Origin of the sequence: Butyrivibrio sp. VCB2001, assembly GCF_000423965.1 — a bacterium.
Classification (GTDB): domain Bacteria; phylum Bacillota; class Clostridia; order Lachnospirales; family Lachnospiraceae; genus Butyrivibrio.
This window is the reverse complement of sequence record NZ_AUIZ01000001.1, coordinates 376,437-389,951: the sequence shown is the minus strand read 5'-3', so window position 1 is coordinate 389,951 and position 13,515 is coordinate 376,437. Positions and strand designations below refer to the sequence as shown.

The 13,515-nt window shown below is 41.2% G+C and carries 15 protein-coding genes; 14 read left to right on the top strand and 1 reads right to left on the bottom strand.

Annotated elements, in window-relative coordinates:
• Window positions 1-24 precede the first annotated feature (24 nt).
• From G589_RS0101715 to G589_RS0101695, 4 genes are all read left to right on the top strand, one after another.
• On the top strand, window positions 25-504 hold the full coding sequence (locus G589_RS0101715) for a MarR family winged helix-turn-helix transcriptional regulator (RefSeq protein WP_022763612.1): 480 nt from the start codon (window positions 25-27) through the stop codon (window positions 502-504).
• Window positions 501-1,052 carry a flavodoxin domain-containing protein gene (locus G589_RS0101710; protein WP_026520857.1) on the top strand — a complete coding sequence of 184 codons (552 nt, stop codon included), beginning with the start codon at window positions 501-503 and terminating at the stop codon, window positions 1,050-1,052. The genes G589_RS0101715 and G589_RS0101710 overlap by 4 nt, the downstream gene beginning before the upstream one ends.
• 190 nt (window positions 1,053-1,242) lie before the next feature.
• Window positions 1,243-1,971: a 4Fe-4S binding protein gene (locus G589_RS0101700; protein WP_035775068.1), complete on the top strand. Its 729-nt coding sequence runs from the start codon at window positions 1,243-1,245 to the stop codon at window positions 1,969-1,971.
• 15 nt (window positions 1,972-1,986) lie between these two features.
• Entirely contained in the window at window positions 1,987-2,526 is a 540-nt protein-coding gene (locus tag G589_RS0101695; protein ID WP_026520855.1) for a PadR family transcriptional regulator, read from the top strand.
• A gap of 63 nt (window positions 2,527-2,589) precedes the next feature.
• Here the strand turns inward: G589_RS0101695 and G589_RS22365 are convergent, their stop codons facing one another.
• Window positions 2,590-3,954 carry a manganese efflux pump gene (locus tag G589_RS22365; protein WP_081668896.1) on the bottom strand — a complete coding sequence of 455 codons (1,365 nt, stop codon included), beginning with the start codon at window positions 3,952-3,954 and terminating at the stop codon, window positions 2,590-2,592.
• Window positions 3,955-4,309: 355 nt separating this feature from the next.
• Between G589_RS22365 and G589_RS0101685 the strand changes: the two genes are divergently transcribed.
• From G589_RS0101685 to G589_RS18505, 10 genes are all read left to right on the top strand, one after another.
• The gene (locus tag G589_RS0101685; RefSeq protein ID WP_026520854.1) at window positions 4,310-5,173 is read left to right on the top strand and encodes a GNAT family N-acetyltransferase; all 864 of its coding nucleotides are present in this window, start codon (window positions 4,310-4,312) and stop codon (window positions 5,171-5,173) included.
• An 18-nt stretch (window positions 5,174-5,191) separates the two neighbouring features.
• Window positions 5,192-6,019, top strand: a complete 828-nt coding sequence (locus G589_RS0101680) for a sugar phosphate isomerase/epimerase family protein (protein WP_242826399.1) — start codon at window positions 5,192-5,194, stop codon at window positions 6,017-6,019.
• 51 nt (window positions 6,020-6,070) lie between these two features.
• Entirely contained in the window at window positions 6,071-7,531 is a 1,461-nt protein-coding gene (locus G589_RS20825) for a sensor domain-containing diguanylate cyclase (RefSeq protein WP_026520852.1), read from the top strand.
• Window positions 7,532-7,623: 92 nt separating this feature from the next.
• Window positions 7,624-8,607, top strand: coding sequence for a LacI family DNA-binding transcriptional regulator (locus tag G589_RS0101670; RefSeq protein WP_081668895.1), 984 nt, complete (start codon window positions 7,624-7,626; stop codon window positions 8,605-8,607).
• Entirely contained in the window at window positions 8,604-9,659 is a 1,056-nt protein-coding gene (locus G589_RS18520; protein WP_051192114.1) for a glycosyltransferase family 32 protein, read from the top strand. The genes G589_RS0101670 and G589_RS18520 overlap by 4 nt, the downstream gene beginning before the upstream one ends.
• Window positions 9,660-9,672: 13 nt before the next feature.
• On the top strand, window positions 9,673-10,455 hold the full coding sequence (locus tag G589_RS18515; protein ID WP_035775065.1) for a biotin--[acetyl-CoA-carboxylase] ligase: 783 nt from the start codon (window positions 9,673-9,675) through the stop codon (window positions 10,453-10,455).
• A gap of 82 nt (window positions 10,456-10,537) precedes the next feature.
• Entirely contained in the window at window positions 10,538-11,101 is a 564-nt protein-coding gene (locus tag G589_RS0101655) for a biotin transporter BioY (protein ID WP_026520850.1), read from the top strand.
• A gap of 86 nt (window positions 11,102-11,187) precedes the next feature.
• Complete coding sequence (locus G589_RS0101650) at window positions 11,188-12,174, top strand: serine hydrolase domain-containing protein (protein WP_026520849.1); 987 nt, start codon at window positions 11,188-11,190, stop codon at window positions 12,172-12,174.
• A gap of 13 nt (window positions 12,175-12,187) precedes the next feature.
• Complete coding sequence (locus tag G589_RS18510) at window positions 12,188-13,141, top strand: carbohydrate kinase family protein (protein ID WP_051192113.1); 954 nt, start codon at window positions 12,188-12,190, stop codon at window positions 13,139-13,141.
• A complete protein-coding gene (locus G589_RS18505) occupies window positions 13,125-13,514 on the top strand; it encodes an iron chaperone (protein WP_051192112.1) in 390 nt (129 codons plus the stop codon). The genes G589_RS18510 and G589_RS18505 overlap by 17 nt, the downstream gene beginning before the upstream one ends.
• Window position 13,515: the final 1 nt, after the last annotated feature.

Here is a 13,515-nt window from a genome sequence, read left to right as displayed (position 1 = left end):
TACATATTTTAATGAGGTACTTTTATGAACTACGATGAAGTGATGAATATTGAGAAGGTGAAGTTCGGTGATATGCCTCCACAGCCTTTTTTACTGGGACTTCTAAGTGCATTTGACAATAGGTATCAGGCAGCTGCTGATGCGTATTTCAAGGAGATCACCTGGAAGCAGTTCTTTGCCATAATCTGCATAAACTTATGCAAGGAGCCACCTACACTTAATGAGCTTTCAGATGTAATGGGCAGTTCACATCAGAATGTTAAGCAGATTCTGTTAAAGCTTGAGAAAAAAGGCTTTGTTTCAGCTACACCTGATGAAAAAGACAAGAGAAAGCAGCGCATATTCGTCACTGATAAATGCAGGGCTTTTTTGGAACAGAATGACAATAACGGTCAGCAGAGCCGGTATGTGATTGGCCGTATCTTTGAAGGAATCGATGAAAAGAGCCTGCAGACTACCATACAGACAATAATGAAAATGGAAAGGAATCTGAGTGAATTATGAAAACACTTATAATCTACACATCCCAGACAGGATTTACAAAGAGATATGCACAGTGGCTCGCAGACAGAACAGGCGGAGATCTGCTTGATCTTAAGGATGCTCAGAAGAAGAGCTCTGATTACTTTGAAAACTATGATTCAATCTGCTATGGTGGATGGGCTATGGCAGGAAATGTTGTTAAGGTGAAATGGTTCTTTGAAAAGGCTGGTAACTGGAAGGATAAGCGTCTTGCTATGTTCTGCGTAGGTGGCAGCCCCAATGACAACCCGGATGTTGATGTGTTTCTTCAGAATGTATTAACGGATGAGCAGAAGAAGTACATAAAAGCATTCTATTGCCAGGGCGGCTTTAATTATGAAAAGATGAAGGCTCCTTCAAGGCTTGCAATGAAGATGTTTGTATCAACCCTTAAGAATAAGAAAGATGCTACTGAGAAGGAAAAGGGAATGGCTGAGAAGATGGCATCATCCTATGATATATCTGACATAAAGTTCATAGAGCCTATTGTGGCCTACCTTGAGGGGATAGACAATGAGAATGCTATTTAAGACTCTTTTTGCGATAGTAATCATATTCGCGGTAATAATTGCATCTGCGATTGTTATAGAGTGTAAAACAGATCCGAATAAGTGAAATTCGGGTCTGTTTTTCTTTGTTGACATAATATGACAATAGATATAATATATCAAACAGATATATCAAAATGATATATGTTTTATGCAAAAGGAGATTATAGTTATGCGACAAAGAATAAGAAAAACAATCCTATTGATATCATTACTTCTTTTCCCAATTACAATGTGGTATTTCTCGCCGTACCTGATCATTAATGCAGCTATGGAACATGTCATAAACGGCAGCTTTATTGTATTTGCAGCGATGTTTGTCTTTTCAATATTCTTCGGAAGAGTTTGGTGTGGGTATCTTTGCCCAGCAGGAGGGCTCCAGGAATGTGCACTTCGGATAAATGACAATTCTGCAAAGCAGGGGAAACGTGATAAAATCAAATATGTGATATGGATCATCTGGATATGCGCAGTAATCGCTACATTCGTGATGGGTAAGAATGACGTGCGTATAAATCCTTTTTACATGACAGACCATGGCATATCTATTGCAAGCATATATAACTATGTAATCTACTATGGCGTCATATTTTTATTGTTGATACCGGCACTTATCCACGGTAGAAGAGCAGCGTGCCATTATATTTGCTGGATGGCGCCGTTTATGGTAATCGGAAGCAGTATTGGTAGGCTTCTCCATCTGCCGCAGCTTCATATTGAAGCAGACAGGGATAAATGCATTTCTTGCGGAAAGTGTAGCAGAGTATGTCCAATGGGGCTTGATGTAAAAGAGCTTGTTAAAGCCGACAAAAATGCTAAATGCACTGAGTGTATCCAGTGTGGAGCATGCGTCGATGAATGCCCTAAATCAGTCCTGCAATATAAGTTTACTTGGAAGTGATCAGGAGAAAGAAATATGGCCAAGGATAGGAAAATAGACGTTGTGATCTTAGGTCTTTTATCCCATGAAGATCTGACCGGATATGATATAAAAAAGAGACTGGACGGAGCGATAGGATTTTTCTGGAAAGGTAGTTTTGGAAATATTTATCCTGCGCTGAGTTCAATGGAGGAAGAGGGGCTCATTTCCAAAAAGAAGAACTCTAAGACCGGTGGACGTGAGAAGATTCCTTACCATATAACTAGCAAGGGAACCAAGGCTTTGAGATCATGGCTGGAAGAAACACAGGTTTCCAATGAGCTTAAATATGAAACTCTGCTTAAGCTGTATTTTGGCGGAGCTGCGGACAGGAGCATCACAGTCAGGAACATTGAGATTTTTGAGGAAGATATTAAGCGAAATTTGGCGGTGCTCAATATGTACAAAGAAAATCTGGAAAAAGTGCTTGATGAAGAAGACCATGTTTTCTACTATCTGACTGTGACATTTGGAATTGATACCTATGAGGCGTACCTTAAGTGGTGCTCAAAGGCGAAAAAGCTGTTGAAAAAATAAGGTGAATTAATGGTTGATCAAAAAAGGTACGTGAAGAACGTACCTTTTTTTAAAACAATTCTATTAAAGAAAAATCATTAACATAACAACTGCAAAGCCTACTGCGAAGGTGAGTGCACCTCTGTCGTTGTCTTGTTTAAGGGCTATCTGAGGAATTTCCTCAATGGTAGTGTAAACAAGAGCTCCACCGGAAACTGACATTATATATGGCAGAAGTCCGGGGAATAAAACAACCAGTACAACCGTGATAATACCGAGAAGCGGTATTGGTGCACCGGATACAACTCCCATAAGAAATGCCTTGCCGGTTTTCGTTCCTGCTTCTCTAAGCCAAAGTGAAACGTTGAGCGCTTCCGGGATATTCTGTAGTGCAATGGCAATAGCCAGAACAAGTGCAACCGATGATGATATCCATTCAGTCTCCATGAAGTGAGCCGCGTAAATAGTTCCAAGTGCTATTCCTTCGGGAACATGATGGATCACTTCCTTCAGCACAGCCTTTATTTTGGGGCTTAATTCACTTTCCGGACCTTCGGTTATATCGGAATAAACATGCGTGTGTGGTATGAATTTATCAAGAAGAATCTGGAAGAGCACGCCTACACAAAAGAATATGGTTACAGGAATGATTCCCTTATGTACATTGGTGTCAAAACCTTTAACTGCAGGCTCTATCATAGCCCAGACTGCAGCTGAGAGCATAATACCTGAACTGAATCCAACCAGTACAGCCCTCATCTTGTCCGAGAGCTGAGCCTTCTGAGCATAGATGATCAGCGAGCCCAGGAGTGTTCCGACAAGAGGAATCAGCATTCCAAAGATTGTCTCGGTGTCGGAGAGTGTATTAGCGCTGTCCAAATGTGTTATAAGTGCTCGGAATCCAATGAACAAAAGAATTGTTCCGCCCATGATCTCGGATCCTGCCTTGTATCGATCCCCGAAAACGCTGCCTATCTTAACTCCTGCCATTGAAATGATACAAGTAATGACTCCGATTATGATTACTGCAATCACAACATTGATAAGTTTTCCTGAATCAACGATCTCAACCGGTACAGCTACAAAAGTGATGCCAACCGCCAAAGCATCAATACTTGTGGCTACAGCCATCATGAACATCGTCTTAACATCGAATCCCGGTGATACTTCCTCATCCGGACCAAGCGCTTCCTTGATCATATTGCCACCAATCAGTGATAGTAGAATAAAAGCCACCCATGGCGCTACCATGCTGATCAGCTTAACAAAATTGGAACCCACCAGATAACCTATAAGAGGCATAACTCCCTGAAATGTTCCAAACCATACGCCACACAAGAGATACTCTTTCTTTGTGACCTTGCCTACTGCAAGACCTTTACAAATAGAGATCGCGAACGCATCCATCGCCAGACCTACTGCCAAAAGCAGTACTTCAAATAAGCCCATAATCTATCTCCTAACAAAAAGAAAAATAAAAAGACCAAGTACAGAAAACTATACTTGGTCGTTCTTTCTAAAAATGACAGCATGCATAGTTTTCCTTAAACAACTATACATGAGTCTCGCAATTTAAAACAAGCCAGGCCAAAGCCAGTATGTTGACTTGTTACGTTAAAACGCTTGCTACTCCCTCATGGGAAATATGAGAAATCTTATCATTAAAAACGGATGTTGTCAACGTATGATATTTTGCATCTGTCACGGCAAATAGTTATATGAGAGGGGCTGTTTTTTATTCGGAGGAAAAGCGGTTATGTTATGATAAGAAGAGTTGAAGGTGGAATTAATGGAGAATGAAATCATGAATTATTGTATAGAAAAGAATTACAGAAACAATGATGCGCTTAGAGCATCATTTAACAGACTGGCTGAAAAGACCTTTGGGCTTAACTTCGAGAACTGGTACCAGAACGGATTTTGGCAGGACAACTACATTCCATATTCTGTGGTGATAGATGGAGAGGTTGTATCGAATGTTTCAGTAAACGCCTGTAATATGAATTATAAGGGTAAAATTGTAAAGCTGATACAGCTTGGAACAATCATGACGGACATTGACCACAGAGGAAAAGGTTATGCCAGAGCCTTGATGGAAGAGGTTATTAAAGATTATGACGGAAAAGTTGATGGAATCTACCTCTTCGCCAATGATTCTGTACTTGAGTTTTATCCTAAATTTGGTTTTAAAGAAGCAAAGGAATATCAGTATACAAAAGAAGTGACAATATCCGGTGAATACAAAGCCCAAAATATTCCGCTTAATGGTAAGGCAGATTTTGACAGGGCTATTAAGATCCTTGATACAAATGAGCAGAACGCACAGTTGTATATGGTAGGGAATTCCGGACTATATATGTTCTATCTTTCACAGTTTATGACGGAAAAATTGTTCTATATTGAGGAATGTGGTAGCTATGCCATTGCTGAAATGGAGGGTGATACACTTATCTTACATACCATCATCGGGAATGGGGCAGTAGATGAAGTGATCAGGGCATTTGGATCTCAGGTGAAAAAAGTTATCCTTTGCTTTACCCCAAAGGACACTAGTGGTTTTGAAAAAAGCGAGCTTCATGAGGAAGATACTACATTTTTTGTTCAGGGAAAATTTTTTGAGAATAGTTGCGACGATGAATATATGATGCAGGCTATAACGCATGCATGATTAAATGAGGAGCAATGTATGATTCAGTTTGGAATGCCAACACTTATTGAGAACAAAATTCTGGAGGACAATATTAGTCTTTGCAAGAGTCTTGGTCTTAACTTCATAGAATTAAACATGAACTTTCCTGAATATCAGGTTGACGAATTGGAGCAGACTGATCGCCTTATAGAACTGGCAGATAAAGCAGGAATCTACTATACCATTCATCTTGATGAAAACCTGAACATTGCAGATTTTAACCGTCTGGTTTCGGAAGCATATCTTGAAACGGTCAGGCGCTCTATAGAGGTGGCAAAAGCTCTTTTACCGCTGCGTGACCTTTATGGCGACGCGAGTCAGCCCCTCACTCTCAACATGCACATGCACCATGGAATATACATCACATTGCCTGATCGAAAAGTACAGATGTATGACCGTGATTTTGACACCTACATGAAGTCATTTTCTGTATTCCGTGAAAAATGTGAGGAGTGGATCGGGGACAGTGACATCAGAATTGCTGTAGAAAACACAGACGGATTTCGTGAATATGAAAAGAAAGCAATAGAGTTTTTGCTGGATAGTCCAAGGTTTGGTCTTACCTGGGATATAGGCCATTCAAAAGCCATCGGTGAAAAAGACGTTCCCTTCATAATGAGTCATCAGGATCATTTGATTCATTTCCATATCCATGATGGCTCGGAGAATCCGCCCAGGAATCATCTGGCTCTTCGAGATGGCGAAATAGATATAAAGGATAGACTCAATCTGGCAAAGGAGAGAAATGCCAGATGCGTTCTTGAAACTAAGACCATTGAGGCACTTAAAAAGTCAGTCATTTGGTTAAAAATGTGGTATTATTGATATATGGGTTAAAATATTACTTTAAATTGATGATTGATTTGAAGGAGCCATATGGATAATTCTGCAGTAGTGAATACTTTAGATAAAGGTGTAGGTCAGTTTGTCGCTGAAGCAAGCATTGATGTAACTGATGTGACACCTTTATTTGATGCTTCTGAATATCCTGAAGATCAGCGTGAACTTATAAATGAGTGTAATCGAAGGATAGATGAAGCTAACAGCAAATATAGAATCGCGAAATTCAGAGAGGACATGTTTGCAAAGGGCTTAAAAGCCGGTATGTATTTCTGTACTTTTGATCGCGACGAGAATCTGCTGAGCTTTGAGTTTAATGATGAGACCAGACAAATGCTTGGATACGACGGACTAGAAGATCTTCCCAACGAGTTCGACAGCTGGGTTAAGACTCTTGTTCCCGCAGAAAGAGATGGCATTGTCAAGCTGTTCTGGGACTCAGTAAAAATGCATCGTGAACTTCCGGACATTACTCACGCCACCTACCGTATGCAAAAGAAAGACGGCAGTATCATATGGGTTACCGGAGCGGGAAGATTTATAAGGCGTCCTGATGACGGCTCTCTTGAAATTTATATGGGATGCTATCGCGATATCACAGCACAACAGGAGAGAGAGGAACATATAAAGATCATTGAGGCTATTGGAAAAGTCTTCAATTTCTCACTGTTTATTGATGTACGGGATATGAGCTATCGCATGATCAGCAGCAATGAATATGTTGATATGGCTCCAAAGAATCCGGATGCTCTGCAGTTCCTTAAAAACAATGTTGACTCATCAGTTGCAGAGAGCTTCCGCAAAGACTTATATGATTGGCTTGATGAGGATAAAATCCTTGCAGCCGTTGATGAGCACGGATCTACTACCATGGAGTTTTACAGCGAGAGCGCAAATCGCTGGTTCAACGGAGTCTTTATGGTGGGAGACAGGAATGAGGACGGAAGCCTGGCTCACATTGTCTATGGTTGTATGGATACCACAGATGCCAAGCTGCAGAGTCTGGCTCAGCAGAAAAAGATCTCTGAATTTGAAGCTGAGATATATGTTGATTCTCTTTCAAAAGTCCGTAACAGAAGGTTCTTGGATGAAAAGCTCGTTTACGAGCCATGCCATGCAGTGGTTATGGCAGACATCGATCTGTTTAAGGAAGTCAATGACACAGCAGGCCACAGAAGTGGTGATGAAGCAATCAAAAAAGTTGCTTCAATCCTGGAACAGTCGGTTCGAAAAGATGACGTGGTCATCCGCTACGGCGGTGACGAGTTTATGATGGTATTCTTTGATATTACCAAGGAGGATCTTGAGAATAAGCTGTCATATCTTAGGTCAGCAGTAAAAAAGATTACACTTGAAGGCAGTCCTGAAGTGCAGATTACCATGAGCTTCGGAGGCGCTTACGGAACAGAGCTTGTAAATAATCTGATCGCAACTGCGGATAAAGCTCTTTATGAATCAAAAAAGAGTCGGGATACATTCACGGTAATTGAGGTTTAAAAGTAAAAAAGTTCTTGAAAACAGTTTGTAGTCATATTAGCCTTTTCTTAGGATGTTTTTCCTAAGAAGAGGCTTTTTTTCAGGAGTTTTGTATGAGTAGAGATAAAATGGTGGGGATAAAGGACATAGCTGACAAATGTGGCGTTTCGCCGACTACTGTATCAAATGTTTTAAACAACAAAAATAACGTGGGTAGGCAGACACGGGACAGAATCCTTGAAGCTGCCAGAGAACTTGGGTATGTCCCCAAAAGAGCTGAAGAGATGGTTCACAAAAGAAAGAAGAATACAGTTGCTATCAACTTCAGTGATTTTGACGCGCAATTCTACTTTGATGTTCTTCACGGCATAAGTGATTATGCTGTTAAAAAAGATTTCAACCTCCTGATATGTACTAAGGAGAACTTTTCAAAATATGCCGATTCAGACAGTATCTGCGGCTGTATTATCATGGACTGGAGTACGGATGATGCGACAATCCTAAAGATTGCCGACAAAGGAATTCCAATGGTCACACTTGATCGTCAGATGCCCCATAAGCTGATAAAAAACATGGTGACCGGAAACTATGAGAGCGAGAGAACACTTGTTGAAAAGCTTGTGGATTCGGGCTTTAGGTCTTTTGCCTTTCTGGGTGGTATAGATTCGGATGACAACAGGGAGAGATACAGGGCATTTAGAGACGTATTAAAGGAAAACGATATCTCTTTTAACAGAAATCTCTTATATGAAGGGGACTGGACAGAGAAGAGTGGTGCAGCAGCTGCGAGGTTGATAATGCTGCAGCCTAAGATGCCTGAGGTGTTAGTGTGTGCCAACGACCTGATGGCTATAGGCGCCATAAGAAAGTTTCAGGAAAACGGCATAAGAGTTCCCGAAGATATCTCTGTTTGCGGATTTGATGATGTGATAATGTCCAAATATCTGGGGCTTACAACGGTGAGCGTTCCCAACTATGAGAGAGGCTATCTTGCAATGCAGGCACTTGCGGACATTATAGACGGCACAGGGAATTTCGATAATTTCAAGATCGGTGCCAGAGTTAAGTGGAGAAAGTCAATTAAGCCGGTGACATGAACAAAATCGAAAGATATTTTGAAAAGCTGAAAACTAAAGATATAATCTGCTGGGGAAATGGAAAGCATTACAGAAATATCACTTATCCTTTTTTGCAAAAGAGTGGTCTGATCGAAAATCTAAAAGGATTTGCAGATGCTTCAGATAAAGAAAAGTTGGCACAGATGGACAGCGATAAAACTGTTATTCTGATCGCAGTTACCGGATATGAGGAGATACTTGGCCAGCTGAAAGCCGATGAGAGACTTTCTATGTTCGAAGCTGTCCCGTCCATTTATCTTGAAGCTCTTTATGAGGATATGCTTCTTTTATCAGTTAAAAAGCCACCTTTGAATTATCGAAAGGAAGACAAGCCGGTTATTCCAAAGCTCATTCATGCGATCTGGTTTTCGGGCGATCCGATGCCTGAGCTCTACCTTAGATGTCTTGAGTCCTGGAAAAAATATGCTCCGGATTATGAGATAAAGATCTGGAACATTGAGACCTATAAGCCTGATCGGTGTCTTTTCTTTGAACAGGCAATAGAGCACAAAAACTGGGCGTTTGCGTCGGACTATGCAAGAGCAGATTTGCTCTACAGATACGGTGGCATTTATATGGACCTGGATGTTGAGATGCTTCGCCCAATTGATGATCTGCTTTATAATGATGCCTATATGAGTTTCGAGTCATTGGATAGAATAGAATGCGGCTCAGGAATGGGCTCAAGGCCCGGGCATCCGATCATTAAGGAAATCTGTGAGAGTTATGAAAAAAGACCCTACCTTAAGGAGGATGGAACCTGGGATAATTCCACCTGCCCGGTGCGTTACACTCAGGTAATAGAAAAGCATGGCCTAAAAAAAGACGGAGGCTTTCAGTTTGTAGAGGACATCACGGTCTATCCCTTCGAGGTGCTGACCGGAAAAAGCTTCGACACAGGTATTATCTACAGTTCGGACTTAAGTTATACCGTGCATCATCACAACGGAAGCTGGATTCCGGATCCTGCACATAAGGCGATGAATGAGCGGTATAATAAGATTCAAAGGTTTCTTGAATCACTGGAATAAAGAATGAGGCAAAATGAGTACATCAGAAAAAGTGCTGTTTATACTTGAATCCAACAAAACTAAATACACTTCCGGAGAAGAGATAGCCGGTGAGTGCGGCGTTTCGAGAAATGCAATTTGGAAAGCCATAAAAGATCTTAGAGAAAAAGGCTATTGCATTGAGGCAGTCAGCAACAAAGGATATAAGCTTACCGAGAATAACGATATTATATCCGCTGAGGGTATAAAAGCCTCTTTGCCCATGGATTATGATAAGGCGGATATATACGTCTATGACAGCCTGAAATCCACAAGCGATAAGGCAAAAGAGCTTGCGGTGAATGGAGCATCTCACGGAACAGTCATAGTTGCTGCTACCCAGACAGGTGGAAGGGGCAGAAAGGATCATACTTTCTTTTCGCCGGAAGGAGGGCTCTATATGAGCATTGTCCTAAGGCCTGATTTTTTGTTCAGTACCGACTATAAGGAAGTTACCTCTTTTGTCGGAAACTCCGTGATAAGCGCTATAAAAGAGCTTACCGGGATAGAGACTTATATAGACGGGATCAATGATCTGTATGTCGATGGTAAAAAGATATGCGGAATACTTCTTGAGTCGGGAAGTGAGTTTGACAGTGGAACTCTCCAGTGGATTGTTGCAGGAATAGGAATTAACTTCGATTCGGATATAAACAGCTTTCCTGAAGATGTGAAGGAAAGAGCATCCAGTTTGTTTGCCGCAGGGAAAGCTACTATTACCAAAAATAAGCTGATAGCGAGAATAATTGAGAAGATATTGGATTGTCAACTTATATAGAGTGTTAGGTTGACAATCTTTTTTGCGTGTGTTACCTTCATTTAGGTATTTAATGAAAATATTTGTTGGAGGATTTGACATCATGAGTAGTGCAAATGCAGTAAAGGCAAGAGATAATTCAAAGGTTTTGGATCTGGTATATATCGCAATCGGAGCAGCGCTTATAGCTATATGTTCCTGGATCAGTATTCCTACAGCAGTACCATTTACACTTCAGACATTCGCAGTATTCTTTGTTCTGCTGGCACTGGGCGGAGAGAGAGGAACACTTGCAACACTTGTTTACGTACTCCTTGGAGCAGTCGGAGTTCCTGTATTTGCAGGTTTTTCAGGAGGAATCGGAGTTCTTCTCGGAAATACAGGCGGATATATTATCGGCTTCTTATTTACAGGTCTTATATACATTCTTTTTACTAAGTTTTTTAAGAAGAACATCGTTATGAAGGTAGTAGCACTTGTTCTTGGACTTGCAGTATGCTACGCATTCGGAACAGCATGGTTTATGCATGTCTATATGAAGAGCAGCGGAGAAGTAGGACTTCTTACAGTACTCGGATGGTGTGTATTCCCGTTCATCATTCCCGACCTTATCAAGCTGGCTTTGGCTGTAGTAATTTCAAAGAGAATTGAACCTGTAATAAAATAATTTTAAGATTTTTCTTGAAAACAATTTTTAATCATATTAGCCTTTTCTTAGGACGTCCGAATCTTACCTAAGAGGAGGCTTTTTTGATGAATAAAGAACAGTTTCATGAGTTTGTTAAAGCAAGCACCGGCAATGAGAGCAATATCTGCCAGATATATGCTATAAAAGATGGAGAGGTGGCTTATGACGATTGCTGGCATGGTTTTAAGACCGAAGATGCCATGAATGTCAACTCGGTCACCAAAGGCATTATGTCGCTGCTTGCGGGAATTGCACTGGATAAGGGTTGTATCAAAGACGTGGATCAGAAGGTGATGGATTTTTTTCCTGACTATACTGTTAAGCGCGGGGAGAAGACAATCTATGACGTGACGATAAGGCATCTGCTTACGATGACAGCTCCGTATAAAGGAAAGTCGGAGCCCTGGAAAAAAGTGTGCACTTCGCAAGACTTCACGCTTGCAATACTTGATAATTTGGGAGGCCGTAGTGGCATCACAGGGGAGTTTAGGTATGCGACTCTTGGAATCCAAATCTTGGCCGGTATTATCGAAAGAGCTACCGGAGAGAAGTGCATCGATTTTGCAAACAGAGAGCTCTTTTCCCCATTGGGACTTCCTTCCAGGATCCCTCACGGAGACAGCTCCAAGGAAGACCAGTTTGATTTCTTTATGAACAAGAATCCCAGAAAATATGAGTGGTACACAGATCCTAAGGGGTGCGTTACAGCAGGCTGGGGACTATGTATGTCGGCAAAAGACATGACGGTGATCGGAGAGCTTGTCCTTGAGAACGGCTCTTTTAACGGAAGAAGGATTATCTCCGAGGAGTACCTGAAAGATATGCTGACACCACATCTTAAGCTCGGTGAGAGAATGGGATATATGAGCTATGGATATCTCTGGTACAAACCATATGACGACAGAGATGTATACGCAGCTATCGGAGATAGTGGAAACATAATCTATGTAAGTAAAGAGAGGAACGTATCCGTGGGCATAACAGGTACGTTCAAGCCCAGGATCTATGACAGGGTAGAGTTTATAGAGAAGAAGGTACTACCACTTTTGTAACAGGAGTTTATGTATGAGTTGTAAGGTCACAGTTATTGGTGCAGCCATAGTAGATATATTCGCTGGTGCAGTAGATAAAGAGATTTTCACAAAGGGATCAGTGCCTGCCCGGGACATAGGAATGTCCTGTGGCGGGGATGCTCTTAATGAGGCAGTTACATTATCCGGACTTGGGAATGATACTGAGATAATATCCCTTTTAGGAGATGATGAAGCCGGCGGGATTGTGAAAAAATGTCTTGATGGAAACAAGGTTGATACCCGGAAGATAACTGTATGTCCCGAAATTCCGACGGCGACAAATATAGTCCTTGTGGACAGTGAGGGTGAGAGATACTTTATTACAAATCCTAGAAGCTCTTTAAGGAAACTCTCCAAGGAGCATATTCTTTCACATCTTGAAGATGCAGGAGATATTGTGAGCTTTGCCAGCATCTTTGTATCTCCAAAGCTTGGAGTAAGTGACATGAAAGAGGTGTTTGAAAGAATCAAACAAAATCCCTCTCGAATCCTCGTTGCAGACATGACAACAGCCAAGAATGGTGAGACGATAAAAGACCTAGAGCCGATCCTTAAGTATATCGATTATATAATTCCAAATGAGAAGGAAGCATCGATCTTAACCGGCGAGAGTGACCCTGTAAAAAGCGCAGGGATATTTATTAAACACGGAGCAAATACCGTGATCATCAAATGCGGGAAAGAGGGATGTGTCTACAAAAGTGCTTCCGAAGAAGGCAGGATTCAGGCATATTCTAATGTGAAAGCTGTCGATACCACCGGCGCAGGAGACAGCTTTGTGGCCGGATTCATCCATGGCCTTTCAATAGGCCTTAGTCTGCAGGACTCTTGCAGGTATGGATGTGCTGTGTCATCTGTTGTGGTAGAACATATGGGAACACAGGGCATAGCTGAAATTAGTTATGAAGCAAAGCGAAGGTATCAATTCTATGGCTGTTCAAACTAACGATCAAAAGGATGTACATACAAATATGAATCCAATTAAGAAATATATAGCTGAACAAGATGAAACGATTCGTCCTCGTTTGGAAGACGTTTACAAAGTAATCAGTGATACAATGCCAAATGCAGAAGAACGCATATCGTGGGGAATGCCAACTTTTTGGGAAAGAAGAAATATTATTCATTTTGCCGCTGCCAAAAAGCATATTGGATTGTATCCAGGGCCTGAAGCTATTGAGGTTTTTGCTGATCGATTGCAGGACTATAAAACAAGTAAGGGCGCTATACAGTTGCCAAATAATAAAGAACTGCCACTTGATCTTATAAAAGATATAGCAAGATGGTGCTATGAGAGAAATATGAATTCTCATAATTGAC

Bases quoted from the DNA above. Each gene is read 5' to 3' on its own strand.
- G589_RS0101715 (WP_022763612.1), top strand. From the start codon at position 25: ATGAACTACGATGAAGTGATGAATATTGAGAAGGTGAAGTTCGGTGAT.
- G589_RS0101710 (WP_026520857.1), top strand. From the start codon at position 501: ATGAAAACACTTATAATCTACACATCCCAGACAGGATTTACAAAGAGA.
- G589_RS0101700 (WP_035775068.1), top strand. From the start codon at position 1,243: ATGCGACAAAGAATAAGAAAAACAATCCTATTGATATCATTACTTCTT.
- G589_RS0101695 (WP_026520855.1), top strand. From the start codon at position 1,987: ATGGCCAAGGATAGGAAAATAGACGTTGTGATCTTAGGTCTTTTATCC.
- G589_RS22365 (WP_081668896.1), bottom strand. From the start codon at position 3,954: ATGGGCTTATTTGAAGTACTGCTTTTGGCAGTAGGTCTGGCGATGGAT.
- G589_RS0101685 (WP_026520854.1), top strand. From the start codon at position 4,310: ATGAATTATTGTATAGAAAAGAATTACAGAAACAATGATGCGCTTAGA.
- G589_RS0101680 (WP_242826399.1), top strand. From the start codon at position 5,192: ATGATTCAGTTTGGAATGCCAACACTTATTGAGAACAAAATTCTGGAG.
- G589_RS20825 (WP_026520852.1), top strand. From the start codon at position 6,071: ATGGATAATTCTGCAGTAGTGAATACTTTAGATAAAGGTGTAGGTCAG.
- G589_RS0101670 (WP_081668895.1), top strand. From the start codon at position 7,624: ATGAGTAGAGATAAAATGGTGGGGATAAAGGACATAGCTGACAAATGT.
- G589_RS18520 (WP_051192114.1), top strand. From the start codon at position 8,604: ATGAACAAAATCGAAAGATATTTTGAAAAGCTGAAAACTAAAGATATA.
- G589_RS18515 (WP_035775065.1), top strand. From the start codon at position 9,673: ATGAGTACATCAGAAAAAGTGCTGTTTATACTTGAATCCAACAAAACT.
- G589_RS0101655 (WP_026520850.1), top strand. From the start codon at position 10,538: ATGAGTAGTGCAAATGCAGTAAAGGCAAGAGATAATTCAAAGGTTTTG.
- G589_RS0101650 (WP_026520849.1), top strand. From the start codon at position 11,188: ATGAATAAAGAACAGTTTCATGAGTTTGTTAAAGCAAGCACCGGCAAT.
- G589_RS18510 (WP_051192113.1), top strand. From the start codon at position 12,188: ATGAGTTGTAAGGTCACAGTTATTGGTGCAGCCATAGTAGATATATTC.
- G589_RS18505 (WP_051192112.1), top strand. From the start codon at position 13,125: ATGGCTGTTCAAACTAACGATCAAAAGGATGTACATACAAATATGAAT.